At 62.7% G+C, this 13,506-nt stretch carries 13 protein-coding genes and 1 pseudogene; 8 read left to right on the forward strand and 6 right to left on the reverse strand.

The genetic code is table 11. From position 1 onward, the window contains the following. Both EOC93_RS35100 and EOC93_RS28990 read left to right on the forward strand, forming a co-directional pair. A pseudogene (locus EOC93_RS35100) lies at positions 1–174 on the forward strand (multidrug efflux MFS transporter); the annotation flags it as partial. A gap of 40 nt (positions 175–214) precedes the next feature. After that, positions 215–589, forward strand: a complete 375-nt coding sequence (locus EOC93_RS28990; protein WP_127206309.1) for a DUF423 domain-containing protein — start codon at positions 215–217, stop codon at positions 587–589. A gap of 74 nt (positions 590–663) precedes the next feature. Here EOC93_RS28990 and EOC93_RS34260 read toward each other — a convergent pair whose 3' ends face one another. Together EOC93_RS34260 and EOC93_RS28995 are read right to left on the reverse strand one after the other, a co-directional pair. Further along, entirely contained in the window at positions 664–828 is a 165-nt protein-coding gene (locus EOC93_RS34260; RefSeq protein ID WP_164759313.1) for a hypothetical protein, read from the reverse strand. Between the two features lie 62 nt (positions 829–890). Further along, positions 891–1,034 carry a hypothetical protein gene (locus EOC93_RS28995; protein WP_127206310.1) on the reverse strand — a complete coding sequence of 48 codons (144 nt, stop codon included), beginning with the start codon at positions 1,032–1,034 and terminating at the stop codon, positions 891–893. Positions 1,035–1,177: 143 nt separating this feature from the next. Here EOC93_RS28995 and EOC93_RS29000 point away from each other — a divergent pair, with 143 nt between their 5' ends. Beyond that, a complete protein-coding gene (locus tag EOC93_RS29000) occupies positions 1,178–2,260 on the forward strand; it encodes a LacI family DNA-binding transcriptional regulator (RefSeq protein WP_127206311.1) in 1,083 nt (360 codons plus the stop codon). A 9-nt stretch (positions 2,261–2,269) separates the two neighbouring features. Here EOC93_RS29000 and EOC93_RS29005 read toward each other — a convergent pair whose 3' ends face one another. Beyond that, positions 2,270–3,457 (reverse strand): OpgC family protein, encoded by a 1,188-nt coding sequence (locus tag EOC93_RS29005; RefSeq protein ID WP_245461572.1) that lies wholly within the window; start codon positions 3,455–3,457, stop codon positions 2,270–2,272. 249 nt (positions 3,458–3,706) lie between these two features. On the opposite strand from EOC93_RS29005, the gene EOC93_RS29010 reads away from it, so the two are divergent. Further along, positions 3,707–4,378, forward strand: a complete 672-nt coding sequence (locus tag EOC93_RS29010; protein ID WP_127206313.1) for an alpha/beta hydrolase — start codon at positions 3,707–3,709, stop codon at positions 4,376–4,378. A gap of 12 nt (positions 4,379–4,390) precedes the next feature. On the opposite strand, the gene sthA is transcribed toward EOC93_RS29010, so the two are convergent. Then, positions 4,391–5,779 (reverse strand): Si-specific NAD(P)(+) transhydrogenase, encoded by a 1,389-nt coding sequence (gene sthA, locus EOC93_RS29015; RefSeq protein ID WP_127206314.1) that lies wholly within the window; start codon positions 5,777–5,779, stop codon positions 4,391–4,393. Between the two features lie 207 nt (positions 5,780–5,986). Here sthA and EOC93_RS29020 point away from each other — a divergent pair, with 207 nt between their 5' ends. From EOC93_RS29020 to EOC93_RS29030, 3 genes are all read left to right on the forward strand, one after another. Then, positions 5,987–6,457, forward strand: coding sequence for an RDD family protein (locus EOC93_RS29020; protein WP_095485738.1), 471 nt, complete (start codon positions 5,987–5,989; stop codon positions 6,455–6,457). A 138-nt stretch (positions 6,458–6,595) separates the two neighbouring features. Continuing rightward, positions 6,596–7,360 carry an arginyltransferase gene (locus EOC93_RS29025; RefSeq protein ID WP_095485737.1) on the forward strand — a complete coding sequence of 255 codons (765 nt, stop codon included), beginning with the start codon at positions 6,596–6,598 and terminating at the stop codon, positions 7,358–7,360. A gap of 132 nt (positions 7,361–7,492) precedes the next feature. Beyond that, positions 7,493–8,389, forward strand: a complete 897-nt coding sequence (locus EOC93_RS29030; protein ID WP_127206315.1) for a DMT family transporter — start codon at positions 7,493–7,495, stop codon at positions 8,387–8,389. Here EOC93_RS29030 and EOC93_RS29035 read toward each other — a convergent pair. Further along, a complete protein-coding gene (locus EOC93_RS29035; protein ID WP_127206316.1) occupies positions 8,377–9,597 on the reverse strand; it encodes an AI-2E family transporter in 1,221 nt (406 codons plus the stop codon). The genes EOC93_RS29030 and EOC93_RS29035 overlap by 13 nt on opposite strands. Before the next feature lie 245 nt (positions 9,598–9,842). Then, positions 9,843–12,095, reverse strand: coding sequence for a DNA topoisomerase IV subunit A (gene parC / locus EOC93_RS29040; RefSeq protein ID WP_095485734.1), 2,253 nt, complete (start codon positions 12,093–12,095; stop codon positions 9,843–9,845). 284 nt (positions 12,096–12,379) lie between these two features. On the opposite strand from parC, the gene EOC93_RS29045 reads away from it, so the two are divergent. Beyond that, positions 12,380–13,506 (forward strand): hypothetical protein (locus EOC93_RS29045; protein WP_127206317.1); only part of this gene is annotated, 1,127 nt, incomplete at its 3' end.

Genomic DNA, 13,506 nt, shown 5'->3' on the forward strand with positions numbered 1-13,506 from the left:
CAATATGTCGGACAGGTCGCCGGACCGCTGCTCGGCGGCTTCGTCGGCGGTCATTTCGGCATGCGCGCGGTGTTTCTCGGCACATCCGTGCTGTTGGCTGGCGGAGCCGCGTATAACTGGCTGGTCCAGTCGCGCCGCGCGCGCGACATGCTGGCGCAGGTCGGCAAGTCGTGACACCGTTTGCGGACTACATTAGTTCACGGAGACCAGCGACATGAGCACGGCCGAGCAACCAGCAAGCGGCAGCGGCCGCATCTTCGTTTTCGTCGGCGGCCTGTGCGGCGCGGCCGGCGTGGCGCTGTCCGCCGCGGCGGCGCATCTGGGCGGCGCTTTCGTCGGCACGGTCGCGTCCTTCCTGCTCATGCATGCGCCGGTCTTTCTTGCAATCGGGCTCGTCGGCGCAAACCGTATCCTGCGAATCGCAAGCCTTATCCTTCTTGTCGGGCTTGTATTGTTCTGCAGCGATCTCCTCGCCCGAGACTTCCTCAACTCGCGGCTTTTCCCGCTGTCGGCGCCGATCGGCGGCACCTTGCTCATCGCCGGCTGGCTGGCGATTGCAGCCTCGGCGCTGGTGCGCCCGCGCTCCTGAGACGGCATTCCCTCCCCGCCTCAAAGTGCGGCGGTTGGAGGCAACGGCCGGGCTCCGTTTCAGCCAAACGACGGTCAGTCAGACGATGGCCTATCTTGCCGGCGTTCGGGCTGGACCGGCAGGTTGCGATTGCGTGCGGCCGGTTTGGTCAGGCGGCGCCGCTCCGGCCGATCGGTGGCCGGCGAGATGCCCCAATAGTTGCGATAGATGTCTTCGAACAAATGTCTGATCGGATGCATGGCTAGGCTCCTTTTTCCAATTTGAATCGATCCAATCGGCAGGCACGAAAAAGCGCAACCGATCAGCTCCGCTTGCGCTCCACGAGAAAACGCAGGTCGCGGATCCATGGACCGGCGCTGCCGCGACGTGTCCGGGTCACCGTGTTCGAGGTGATGCTCCAGTCGTTGCGGTAAATGTCTTCGAACAGATAATTGACGGGGTGCATGGCTCTCTCCTTCCTGAATCGATCCAATCGACGGTAGGCGCCAAACTTGGATCGATTCAAAAATATACCTGCCCGCACCAATGTCAAGCAAAAATTTGAATCGATCCAACAAAGGTGCTAGGTAGCTGTCTGGAGGCAGAAAAATGGCGTCATCCACCGAACGCAATACAAGGCCTATCCGGCTGGCCGACATCGCCAAGGCCGCCGGGGTTTCACACGGCACCGCCTCCAACGTGTTCAGCCGTCCCGAGATCGTGCGCGAGGAAGTCCGCGAACGGGTCAAGGCAGCGGCCGAGGCGATGGGCTATGCGGGTCCGGATCCCAAGGGCCGGCTGCTGCGCGCAGGCAAGGTCAACGCGATCGGCGTCGCCACGACCGAGCCGCTGTCCTATTTCTTCAACGATCCCTTTGCCCGCGCGATGATGGCCGGGATATCCGAGGCATGTGACGCCACCGGCGCCGGCATCGCGCTGGTATCGGCCGGCAATGAGGAAAAACTTGCCTGGAACATCCAGAGCGCGCTGGTCGACGGTTTTATCCTGTTCTGCATCGAGGGAGGTCCGCGCCTCGTCGAGCTGACGCGTGAACGAAAGCTCCCCTTCGTCGCGCTCGAACTCGGTTCGGAGGATGACACGGTCTCCGCGATCGGCGTCGACAATGTCGCCGGCGCCCGCCTGGCAGCGCAGCATCTCGCCGAGCTTGGCCATCGGCGCTTTGCCGTTCTGGCGCTGCCTTTCGCCGACGACAGCACCGGTCTTGTTTCGCCGAGCCAAGTCCGGACGGCCGCCTATACCGGCACACGCGATCGCCTCGTCGGCTATTTCGAGGCGCTTTCCCGGTTCGGCGTCGATACCGCCGGGATTCCGGTATACGAGACCGAAAACGACGAAGCCAGCACAAGGGCCGGCCTCGAAACGATCTTCGCCTCGGCAGAGCCGCCGACAGCCATCCTGGCGATGTCGGACCGGATGGCCATGGTCGCGATCGAATGGCTGGCCGCGCGGGGCATCGCAGTTCCCGGCGACGTCTCCATCGTCGGCTTCGACGGCGTGCCTGACGCAGCACTTTGCGATCCTGCGCTCACCACGATCGCTCAGCCGATCGCCGAGATCGGCCGCAGGGCAGCGCGAACGATCCTCGATTTCGACGGCACGGTGCGGCGCGAGACGCTCGACGTCGAGCTCGTCGTCAGGGCATCTTCCGGACCGCCGCCCAAAACAGCTTAAGCCGGACGCCTATCGATTGATGCCTGCCGCCATGGCTCCCGCCCCGAAGGACGCATGGATAGGCGGCGCCCCGCTGCGGACCGGCTTGCTCTTGCCGGACCGTCCAAGACCCGACAGCCATTCGAGATAATAGGCGAGCGCGAACTGCATGGCGATGCCGGCGGCGATCAACAAGCTGTCATAGGCAAACCCGCCGGGGTTGATCAGCTTCATCACCTGCGCCGCCATGGCAAGCACCGTGCCGGCGATGAAAACCGGCAGCGATCGTTTGCCCAATATGGCGAGCGGATGGTCGCGGCCGGTGCGGAACAGGTTCGAGACGGAAGGAAACGCCACGATCAGGTAGCTCACCGCCAGGATGTGCAGCAGCCTTGGCAGCGACAGGAACGTCTTGTCGAAGCCGGTCAGCACCACGGGCAGGTTCAGCCACGACACGTGCCCCCATAGCGGGCTGTGCACCCAGACCAATGCCGCCGCGACATAGATCGCCGAGGCGCCGACCAGCCAGCGATTGACCGGAATGGTGCCGCCGCGCCTGATATGCAGCATGCTTGCCAGGCCGATGTTGAAGAGGAACTGCCACGACAGCGGATTGAGGAACCAAAAGCCGGGCTCGGGATAATTCGGCGGGGCGATCTGGTAGATCCCAGCAACCAGCCACAGAGTTCCGGATACGGCGAGCGCCGCCAAAGGCCTGTGGCTGATGAACAGCAGGAAGATTGGCGCCATCAGCAGCAGCACCGCATAGACCGGCAGGATGTTGTTGTAGCCGAGCTGATGGCCAAGCGTGGCGATGCCGATCAGCGCTTGCTGCGGGTTCCTGATCAATGGCTCGATGTTGATCAGCGTCAGCATGTCCGGCCGCTTGGCGAACACCGCCGCCGCGCAGAAGATCGCCATCACCGCCATCGTCGTGACGATGTGGGCGACATAGAGCACGCCGGCGCGGCGCCACAATTTCAGTGTCGCCATGAGCCGGTTTCCGGGCTCGAATTTTGAGCCGTAGGCAAGCGCGACGGACATGCCGGAGATCAGCACGAAGGCCTCCGCGGCATCCGAAAAGCCGAAATTCTTGTAGGTCAGGGTTTCGAAAACCGTCCCCGGGACATGGTCGACAAATATGATCAGCAGAGCGAGAGCGCGGAACACGTCAATACGCGTATCGCGCTCCTGGATACGCGTATCCGGGATACGCATATCCCGGATACGCTTAGCGCGATCCGGTGAATTTGGCACGGTCATCGATAAAAGGCCTCAAAGCTGGTTGTTCATGCCGGCAATCGATGCGACCGCCGGACGCACCGCTTCGATTCCTCCCGCAGGAGCATATCGGCGAAGAAACGGACTGAAATGCGCCCGGTTCAATCAACTTTGAAGGAGCCCGAAAATATTCCGTTTTGAAGCCGGCAAATGAACAAAACCATCACGAAATCAAAGGGATGAACTATGGCGGAAAAACCTCCGGAAGATGGCATTTTGCGGCATGATCTGGGCTTTTTCTACCGGCTCTATCGACCTGTTGATTCGAGCGGCGAATGCCTTTTCCTGCTGCATGGATCCGGTGTCGACGAGACGACGCTGGTGGCGCTGGCGCGGCAAATCTCACCGCGCGCCGTGCTGCTGGCGGTCCGTGGACGCATCGCCCAGGAGGACGGTTTCCGCTGGTTCGCGAGGGTCACGCCGACGCGCTTCGAACAGGAGAGCATCCGCACCGAGGCGGACGCTTTCGCGGGCTTCGTCACCGAGGCCGCGAAGCGCCACGGTCTCGATCTCTCCCGAACGATTTTTCTCGGCTATTCGAACGGCGCCAATCTGGTTTCGAGCGTGATGCTGCTGCATTCCGGCCTCATCGAACGGGCAGCATTGCTGCGCCCGATGCCGGTGCTCGACGACGTTCCACCAGCCGACTTGTCCAAAGCGCGCGTGCTGATCATCGCAGGTGCCGCCGACCTGACCTACGCGCCCTTCGCGCCGGCGTTGGTCGCATTGCTCGAATCACATGGTGCCGAGGTCGAGGCCCGCACCATCGCCTCCGGCCATGAAATCGGCGATCGGGATGCTGAAATCGTCAGGCGATGGCTGGCGGGCCCGGCAATCGCCGTCGCGCAGGCGAACTGATGAGCCGTGGTTTTACGCTCGCCCCATGCGGTTCCAGGCATCCAGCCCGGCGATCTTGTAGGCTTCGGCCAGCGTCGGATAGTTGAACGTGTTGTTGACGAAGAAATCGACGGTGCCACCGAGATTGATCACCGCCTGGCCAATGTGAATGAGTTCGGTCGCGCCCTCGCCGACGATATGCGCGCCGAGCAACCGGCGTGTTTCGATCGAGAACAGAAGCTTCAGGAAGCCGGTGGTCACGCCCATGATATGGCCGCGCGAGGTTTCGCGGAAGCGCGCCACGCCGACCTCATACGCGCCGCCGCTCTCGCGCACCTGCTCCTCGGACTGGCCGACCGTCGAGATTTCCGGCACGGCGTAGATGCCGTAGGGAAAGGTTTCCGGCGGCGGCGGCAAGGGCACGCCGAAGGCATGGCAGGCGGCCACCCTGCCCTGTTCCATAGACGTGGAGGCGAGGCTCGGAAAGCCGATGACGTCGCCGGCGGCATAGATGTTCGGCACGCTGGTCCGGAAGGTCTGCGGATCGACCTTGATGCGGCCCCGGGAGTCGGACTCGATGCCGACCACGTCCAGGCCGAGCGCGCCGACATTGCCGGTGCGCCCCGCGGCATAGAGCACCATCTCCGAGCGTATGGTGCGGCCGTCGGCAAGCGTCACCTCGGCGTAGTCGGGTTTCGAGGCGATCTCCTTGATCGCACTGCCCAGCCGGATGGTCATGCCGCGGTCGCGCATCTGATGGATGAAGTCGTCGACGATCTCGCGGTCGACGAAATCGAGGATGGTGTTGCGCGGCTCGACCAGCGTCACCGGCACGTCGAGCGCCGAAAAGATCGTCGCGTACTCGACGCCGATGACGCCGGCGCCGATCACCGTCAATGTGCGCGGCAGGCGCTCGAGCTCCAGCATCTCGTCGCTGTCGAAGATACGGGTCTTGTCGAAGGGCACGTCGCGCGGCCGGTGCGGGCGGGTGCCGACTGCGATCAGCGCATGCGCAAAACCGACTTCGCTATAGTCGCCGGTTTCTGTCGTCAGGCTCGCTCTGTTGGGACCGAGGAATTTGACCCCGGCGCGTGCGCTCTTGACCGTATTGCGCATGAATTGGTGCTGCAGCACCTCAACTTCATGATCGAGTGTCTTGTGCAGGCGCTCGATCAGGTCGCCGACCGAAATGTCCTGCTTGACCCGGTAGCCGCGCCCGTAGAAGCCGCGCTCGCGCCAGCCGGAGAGGTTGAGCACAGTTTCCCGCAGCGTCTTCGACGGGATGGTGCCGGTATGCACGGAAACACCGCCAAGACGCCGTCCCCTGTCGACCACCAGAACGGATTTGCCAAGCTTGGCCGACTGCACCGCGGCACGGCGCCCGGAAGGGCCGCTGCCAATGACCAGCATGTCATAGTCCATGTTGCCCCGTCCCTCGCCCGCCTGATATGCTGCGCCGCAGCAAACTAACGCCATCCGCGCTGCAAATTCAACCGATCCAGGCTAGGTTCGGCGCTGCTTGCAGTCGCATGCCGTGCAAACGCCCGATCTTGATTCCGTCGCGAGACTTCACCATTTCAACACCAGGCGGCCCGCACCCTATCCCGGGCCTGATTACGAGGAAATGACATGAACGCGCGCGTTCTCGACGGCGAAATCATCACCACCAGGCTCGATGATATCAGGGCCTATGACGGCGTGCGCACGCGGCGTGTCCTCGCCTTCATCATCGACTATTGCATCGTCGCGCTGCTCACCATCCCGTTCGCGATCCTGGTGTTCTTCCTCGGGATCTTGACGCTCGGCCTCGGCTGGATGCTGTTTTCCGTCCTCGTGCCGGCCGTCGCCATCCTCTACATCTGGAACACGCTCGGCAGCACCGACCAGGCCACGACAGGCATGAAGATGATGGGTATCCGGCTCGACCGCCTCGACGGCACCCGCATCGACGGGCTGACGGCCGTGGTGCATTCGGTGCTGTTTTGGGCCGGCAACGTTATCCTGACGCCGCTGGTCCTCCTGGTGTCGCTGTTTGCCGACCGCAAGCGTACGCTGCACGACCTGCTGTTGGGCACGGTGGTCAGCCGCAGTGACCGCTGAGGACAGCTTTCGCGAGTCCCCCGCGAGCGTTTATGTGCAAAGTGAAGGCGTCCGCTCGGCGCGCTTTCACAATCCTGTTGAATTTTTCGCTGCGCGCGCCAAAGGTATGATGATTCGCAGGAGTGTTTCCAAGGTTCGATGACGCAGCATCCAACCCAGTCGCCGCAGTTCTTCCTGACCGCGCCGTCGCCGTGCCCGTATCTTGAGGGCCAGTTCGAGCGCAAGGTGTTCACGCATCTGGTCGGCGACAAGGCGTCGGAGATGAACGACCTGTTGACGCAAGGCGGCTTCCGGCGATCGCAAAACATCGCCTACCGGCCGGCCTGCGAGACCTGCCGCGCCTGCGTTTCGGTGCGCATCCTGGCCCAGGAATTCACCGCCAGCCGCAACATGAGGCGGGTGATACAGCACAATTCAGACCTCATCGGCGCCATGCACGACGCGCAACCATCCACCGAGCAGTATTCGCTGTTCCGCAGCTATCTCGATGCCCGCCACCGCCGCGGCGGCATGTCCGACATGACGGTGCTCGACTACGCCATGATGGTCGAGGACACGCACGTCGACACCAAGGTCATCGAATACCGGCGCCGCGGCCCCGACAGCTTCATCACTGGCAAGGGCCAGGGCGAGCTGATCGCGGTAGCGCTCACCGACAAGATGGCCGACGGCCTGTCGATGGTCTATTCCTATTTCAATCCCGACTTCGAGGACCGCTCGCTCGGCACCTTCATGATCCTCGATCACATCGCCCGCGCCCGAGCGATGGGCTTGCCCCATGTCTATCTCGGCTACTGGGTCAACGGCTCGCGCAAGATGAACTATAAGATGCGCTTCATGCCGCAGGAGCATCTCGGCCCCAAAGGCTGGGAACGCTACGACCACGAAGCGGTTTCGCGCTGAATAGTTTTTCCAAAATCCGATCTTAAACTGTTTCCACGGAGAGGATGCTGCTGGTTTTCGGCCGCTTGGCTGGAAGGACAGACGCTGGGCCAATTTTGCGCCTGCCTCCACATTCATTGCGAGAATTGCCACATGTCGTCCCACAACGATCACCAGAAGGGCCTTCTCATCACCGCCATTGGCGGCCTGACGCTGACCGTCGACATTCCACTGATCCGCCTGGCCGACGGCGGCGCATGGACGATCCTCCTGCTGCGCACCGGCACCACCTTGGTCGCGGCGCTGATCATCTGGGCCGTCTGGCGCTCGCTGAGCCGGAACGCGCCGCAGCTCATCCCCGGCTGGTCGGGGCTCGTTGTCGCCATATGCTACGGGCTGACTTCAGTCACCTTCGTCACCAGCATCTATTACACCACGACCGCCAATCTGGTCTTCATCCTGGCCTTCAACACCGTGTTCGCGGCACTGCTGTCCTGGGTGTTCCTGAAGGAGCGGCCGCGACCGGTCACCGTGGTCGCGATGCTGGTCATGATCCTCGGCGTCGCGATCATCGTCGGCGATTCGATCGGCACCGGGCACCTGTTCGGCGATCTCATGGCGCTGTGCTCGGCTTTCTTCATCGCCCTGGCCATCACCATCTCGCGCGCCAGCGGCAAGGACATGGGGTTCACATCGCTGATCGGCGTGATCCTGCCCCTGGCCGTCGCGGTGTTCATGGTCTCAGGCGAAGGCCTTCAGGTGAACGCGCCGTGGTGGATCATCTTCAACGGCGCCGTCATCATGCCGATCTCGTTCTTCTGCCTCGCCAACGGACCGAAATATGTTTCGGGACCGGAGGTGGCGATGTTCTATCTGCTCGAAACCGTGCTGGCGCCGGTCTGGATGTGGATGATCTTTGCCGAAGCGCCGTCGCGCAACAGCCTGATCGGCGGCGCGATCCTGATCGTCACACTGGTCGCCCATTCGCTATGGCAGCTGCATGAGGGGCGCAGGCGCCGCACCACCCTTGCGGTCAGTCACCCGGCCTGACTCTTCCTCGCGGCGGCGTGCTCCGCGACGATATCGATCTGCGGCGGAGCACCTTCCAGGTCGTCCGGCGCTGCGGGGGCAAGCTCGTCGGCCAATTCCACCTCGCGCAGCCATTCGCGCCAGATCGCGACCAGCAATGCCATCAGCACCGGGCCGATGAACAGGCCGAGAAAGCCCATCGTCTTGACGCCGCCGATCAGGCCGAAAAAGGTCGGCAGGAACGGCAGCTTTATCGGGCCGCCGACCAGTTTAGGGCGCAATGTCTTGTCGACGATGAACAGTTCGACGCTCCCCCAGATGAACAGCGCCAACCCGGCCATCGGCGAGCCGCTGGCGGCGAGATAGATCGAGACAAGCGTGAAGGACAGCGGTGCGCCGCCGGGGATCAGCGCCATGATGCCGGTCAGGGCGCCGAGCGTCACCGGCGACGGCACACCGGCCAGCCAGTAGGCCACGCCCAGCACCACCCCTTCGCCGATGGCGATAATGGTCATGCCGGTCACTGTCGAGGAAATCGTCGCCGGCACGACACGCGAAATCCGCTCCCATCTGGTCGGCAGGATGCGTTCGCCGAGACGGTCGATCTGCCCGGCAAAATGCTCGCCGTCGCGATAGGCAAAGAACAGCGCGATCATCATGAACAGCAGCGCCAGCAGAAGGCCGAAGGCGCTGCCGCCGGCAGCCAGCACGCCGCGGTAGATGCTGCCGATGTTGGCGCCGCTGATCAGCTGGATCAGTTCGCCGATGCCGCCGGGATGGCCGAGATTGCGCGTCCACTGCTCGTTCAGCCACTCGCCTACCGCGGGCAGCGTGGCGATCCAGTGCGGCGTCACCGCGCCTTCGCGGTTGGTCTCGATCGCCCAGCCGACCCATTCGCGGACTTCGTTTGTGGCGTAGGCGCCGGCGAGCGCGATCGGCACCACCAGGAAGGTGAGGATGAACAGGATCGCCAATGTCGCGGCGATCGTACGGTTACCGCCGACACCAGCGAGCAACCGCCGATAGAGCGGCCAACTGGCAAAGGCAATGACAAGCGCGGCCAGTACCGGGACCAGGAAACCATGAAAGAAATAGACCCCGGCGGCAACGATCAGCACCAGAAGCCAGCGCGCCGCCGACAGCGGCGGAATGACGGCGGATCTGAGCGGCGTCGACAGGCCAAACAGGCGCTGCTGGCCTTCCGGTTTCCGAATCCTAGCTTCCTTCAAATGCTCATTTCTCCCAAACGGCTCATGTAGCGATACTTATGCACTGATATAGTGCAGCAATCGTGACGACATTCCAAATGTTTGGATATCTCCCCCCTTGAGGGGGAGATGGCCGGCAGGCCAGAGGGGGTCGCCGCGCATAAAGCGCCGGCGTCCTCAGTCCACAATAAGAGGTCGCGTCAGGACGTGCCGACCCCCTCTGTCGCCTTCGGCGACATCTCCCCCTCAAGGGGGGAGATTAGCAGCTACCCGAATTTCCCCGTCCTCGGGAATCCCTTCGGCACCATGCGTCCGGCCGAGGCTCGAGCACCGATCCATTCGATCAGCTCTTCACGCGACTTGACGAAGGTGCGGTCGGCCGAATCCTGCCAGGAGAGACCGCTTTCGAGCGTGAAAGTCTTGAGGTCGAGGACGCCGCCATCCTTGTATTTCTGCAGGCGGACGCCCTTGCCGCGACCCATCTCAGGGATCTCGGCGAGCGGGAAGACCAGCATCTTGCGGTTCTCGCCGACAATGGCGAGATGGTCGCCGGCGACCGTCACGCAACGCTGGGCCTCGTCGGGCGCCTTGACGTTCATCACCTGCTTGCCCTTGCGGGTGTTGGCGACGACCTCTTCTTCCGACACGATGAAGCCATTGGCGTCATGCGACACCAAGAGCAGCTTGCGCTTGGGATCATGGACAAAGGCGGTGACGATGTCCTGGTCGTTGTCCATGTCGACGATGATGCGGATCGGTTCGCCATGGCCGCGCCCACCCGGCAGCCGGTCGGCGCCGATCGTGTAGAACTTGCCGCCGGTGGTGAAGACCAGCACCTTGTCAGTGGTCTGGGCGTGGAAGGCGAGCTTGAGGCTGTCGCCCTCCTTGAAGGTCAGCAACGAATGGTCGGTCAGGTGACCTTTCATCGCCCTGAGCCAGCCCTTTTCCGAAACGACCACGGTGACCGGCTCGCGCTCGATCATGGCATGGGCGATGTCGGTCAGGTCATGTTCGGGCGCGTCGGCGAACTGGGTCCGGCGCTTGCCGAGCTCGGTCTCCGGTCCGAATTTCTCGCGGATGCTGGAGACTTCCCACTTGATCGTCGACCACTGCCTGGCGTCGGACGCAAGCAGCGCCTCGATCTGCTTCTTCTCGGTGGTGAGGCCGTCGAATTCCTTGCGGATCTCGAATTCCTCGAGCTTGCGCAGGGCCCTGAGCCGCATGTTGAGGATGGCTTCGGCCTGGTTGTCGGTAAGCGACCAGCGCGCCATCATCACTTGCTTGGGTTCGTCCTCCTCGCGGATGATCCTGATCACCTCGTCGATGTTGAGATAGGCGATCAGATAGCCGGCGAGTATCTCCAGCCGCCTTTCGATCTCGCCGAGGCGATGCCTGGAGCGGCGGATCAGCACCTCGCGGCGGTGATCCAGCCATTCCTTGAGCACGCCCTTCAGCGACAGCACGTTGGGTATCTTGCCGCGCGACAGGACGTTCATGTTGAGCGGAAAGCGGCTTTCAAGCTCGGTCAGCTTGAACAGCGATTCCATCAGGATGCCGGGATCGACCGAACGGCTCTTCGGCACCAGCACGACGCGGACGTCTTCGGCGCTCTCGTCGCGGATGTCCTCGAGCAGCGGCAATTTGCGCGCCATCAAAAGCTCGGCGATCTTTTCGATCAGCCGCGCCTTCTGGACTCCGTAGGGGATTTCCGTGACGACGATGCTCCAGGTGCCCCTGCCCTGGTCCTCCTGGCTCCATTTCGCCCTGACGCGGAAACCACCGCGACCGGTTTCGTAGGCTTCGAGGATCGAGGCACGGCTGTCGACGATGATGCCACCGGTCGGGAAATCCGGTCCTTGAACGAAGTCCATCAGCGTCGTCACCGGCGCATCGGGATGCTCGATCAGATGAAGCGCGGCGTCGCAGAGCTCCGCGGCATTGTGCGGCGGGATCGAAGTCGCCATGCCGACTGCAATTCCGGACGAGCCGTTGGCCAACAGGTTCGGAAAGGCGCCGGGCAGCACGACCGGCTCCTCGTCCTCCTCATTGTAGGTCGGCCGGTAGTCGACCGCATCCTCGGTGATGCCGGACAGCAGCTCGGTCGCCACATCGGTCATGCGCGCTTCGGTGTAGCGCATGGCGGCGGCGTTATCGCCGTCGATATTGCCGAAATTGCCCTGGCCGTCGACCAGGGGATAACGCATCGAGAAATCCTGCGCCAGCCGCACCAGCGCGTCGTAGATCGACTGGTCGCCATGCGGATGGAACTTGCCCATCACCTCGCCGACGATGCGGGCGCATTTGGCGAAGCCCTGGTCGGGGTTGAGCCTGAGCAGCCGCATGGCATGCATGATGCGGCGATGGACCGGCTTCAGCCCATCGCGCACATCCGGCAGCGCCCGGTGCATAATGGTCGACAGCGCATAGGCGAGATAGCGCTCTTCCAGCGCTTTCTTCAGATCGACCGGCTCGATGTTGTCGCCACCGCCATCGCCAGGCGGTAAAAGCCTTTTTCCCATGGGCTGGGACTAGCCGAGCGGGTGATTCGCGGCAAGAGGCGCTTGGATGTGAGGCGCCTTCTGCAACACGAACCGGACGCACTCCAGCAACGACCAACATCAATTGGTTACATCCCCCCTCTATGGCAAGCGCGATGGATCGGGGGCGCGATGGATCGAATTTGCCTTTCGCCATGGTTTTCGACCATTGTGCGGGAGAACGCCTTTTTCCCGTCCAGTTCGTCACGGAAGGGTGACGGCGCAAAGAATTGAAAATAATCTCAGGACACGCTCAGGGAACCGCGATGACGATCAGACGCTCGACACTCAACAAGCTCGCTTTTTCGACCTTCCTGCTGACGCTGCCGCTGAACGCGGCCTTCGCGCAGGATGCTGCGGTCGCCGACCGGCTGAAGGCAGCTCTCGCCGCCCAGGGCGTCGACATCTCATGGACCGGGGTGACGGGCGATGCCTCCAGCATGGTGCTGCAAGGCGTCGCCGTCAAACCGGCGGCCGAAAAGGAAGCGCTTAAGCTCGGCGACGTCACACTCGAAGGGGTGACCGAAGCCAACGGCGGTTATGAAATCGAAACGGTCTCGACTGCGGCGTTCCAGCACAGCGAGGACGGCGTCACGCTCAACCTCAGCCCGTTCATCATCCACGACATGACGGTTCCGGCCGACGGCGCCACGGGCCCGCTGGGCTCGCTGATGATGTACAAATCGGCAGAGCTCGACAACATGACGGTCAAGGTCGCTGACAAGACAGCCTTCTCGATGGACGGGCTTGCCATCGAGATCACGCCGCCGGCCGACGGCAAGGCGATGGAATTTTCCGGCACGACGGAAAAGTTCAATGCCGACCTGACGCTGATCGAGGATCCGAAGTCCAAAGACGCGATCAACGCGCTCGGCTACCAGAACATCACCGGAAACCTTGAAATGGCGGGCACCTGGCAGCCTTCGGACGGCAAGATGGAGCTGTCGAAATACGACATCTCCGTCGACAATGCCGGAACGCTCGGCATGACCTTCGGTCTCGGCGGCTACACGCTTGACGTCATCAAATCGCTGCAGGAGGCGCAGAAGAAGATGGCGGCGCAGCCCGAAGGCGCCGACAATTCGGCGCAAGGCATGGCCATGCTCGGCATCTTGCAGCAGCTTTCGTTCAACAGCGCTTCGATCCGCTTCGACGACGATTCGCTGACCAACAAGGTGCTGGACTATGTCGGCAAGCAGCAAGGCATGTCCGGCAAGGATATCGCCAACCAGGCCAAGGCGATCGTGCCTTTCGGCATGGCGCAGCTCAACAATCCCGAATTGACGGCGCAGGTGTCGGCTGCGGTCGGCAAGTATCTCGACGACCCGCAGAGCCTCGAGATCTTGGCCAAGCCGCCGGCAGCGGTGCCGTTCGCGCTGATCATGGCGGGCGC

The organism is Mesorhizobium sp. M6A.T.Ce.TU.002.03.1.1 (genome assembly GCF_003997275.1).
GTDB lineage: Bacteria > Pseudomonadota > Alphaproteobacteria > Rhizobiales > Rhizobiaceae > Mesorhizobium > Mesorhizobium mediterraneum.

Excerpts from the sequence above, each read along its gene's own strand:
- EOC93_RS29000 (WP_127206311.1), top strand. The coding sequence starts at position 1,178 with ATGGCGTCATCCACCGAACGCAATACAAGGCCTATCCGGCTGGCCGAC.
- EOC93_RS29020 (WP_095485738.1), top strand. The coding sequence starts at position 5,987 with ATGAACGCGCGCGTTCTCGACGGCGAAATCATCACCACCAGGCTCGAT.
- EOC93_RS29030 (WP_127206315.1), top strand. The coding sequence starts at position 7,493 with ATGTCGTCCCACAACGATCACCAGAAGGGCCTTCTCATCACCGCCATT.
- EOC93_RS28990 (WP_127206309.1), top strand. The coding sequence starts at position 215 with ATGAGCACGGCCGAGCAACCAGCAAGCGGCAGCGGCCGCATCTTCGTT.
- EOC93_RS29005 (WP_245461572.1), bottom strand. The coding sequence starts at position 3,457 with ATGCGTATCCCGGATACGCGTATCCAGGAGCGCGATACGCGTATTGAC.
- EOC93_RS29025 (WP_095485737.1), top strand. The coding sequence starts at position 6,596 with ATGACGCAGCATCCAACCCAGTCGCCGCAGTTCTTCCTGACCGCGCCG.
- sthA (WP_127206314.1), bottom strand. The coding sequence starts at position 5,779 with ATGGACTATGACATGCTGGTCATTGGCAGCGGCCCTTCCGGGCGCCGT.
- EOC93_RS28995 (WP_127206310.1), bottom strand. The coding sequence starts at position 1,034 with ATGCACCCCGTCAATTATCTGTTCGAAGACATTTACCGCAACGACTGG.
- parC (WP_095485734.1), bottom strand. The coding sequence starts at position 12,095 with ATGGGAAAAAGGCTTTTACCGCCTGGCGATGGCGGTGGCGACAACATC.
- EOC93_RS34260 (WP_164759313.1), bottom strand. The coding sequence starts at position 828 with ATGCATCCGATCAGACATTTGTTCGAAGACATCTATCGCAACTATTGG.
- EOC93_RS29010 (WP_127206313.1), top strand. The coding sequence starts at position 3,707 with ATGGCGGAAAAACCTCCGGAAGATGGCATTTTGCGGCATGATCTGGGC.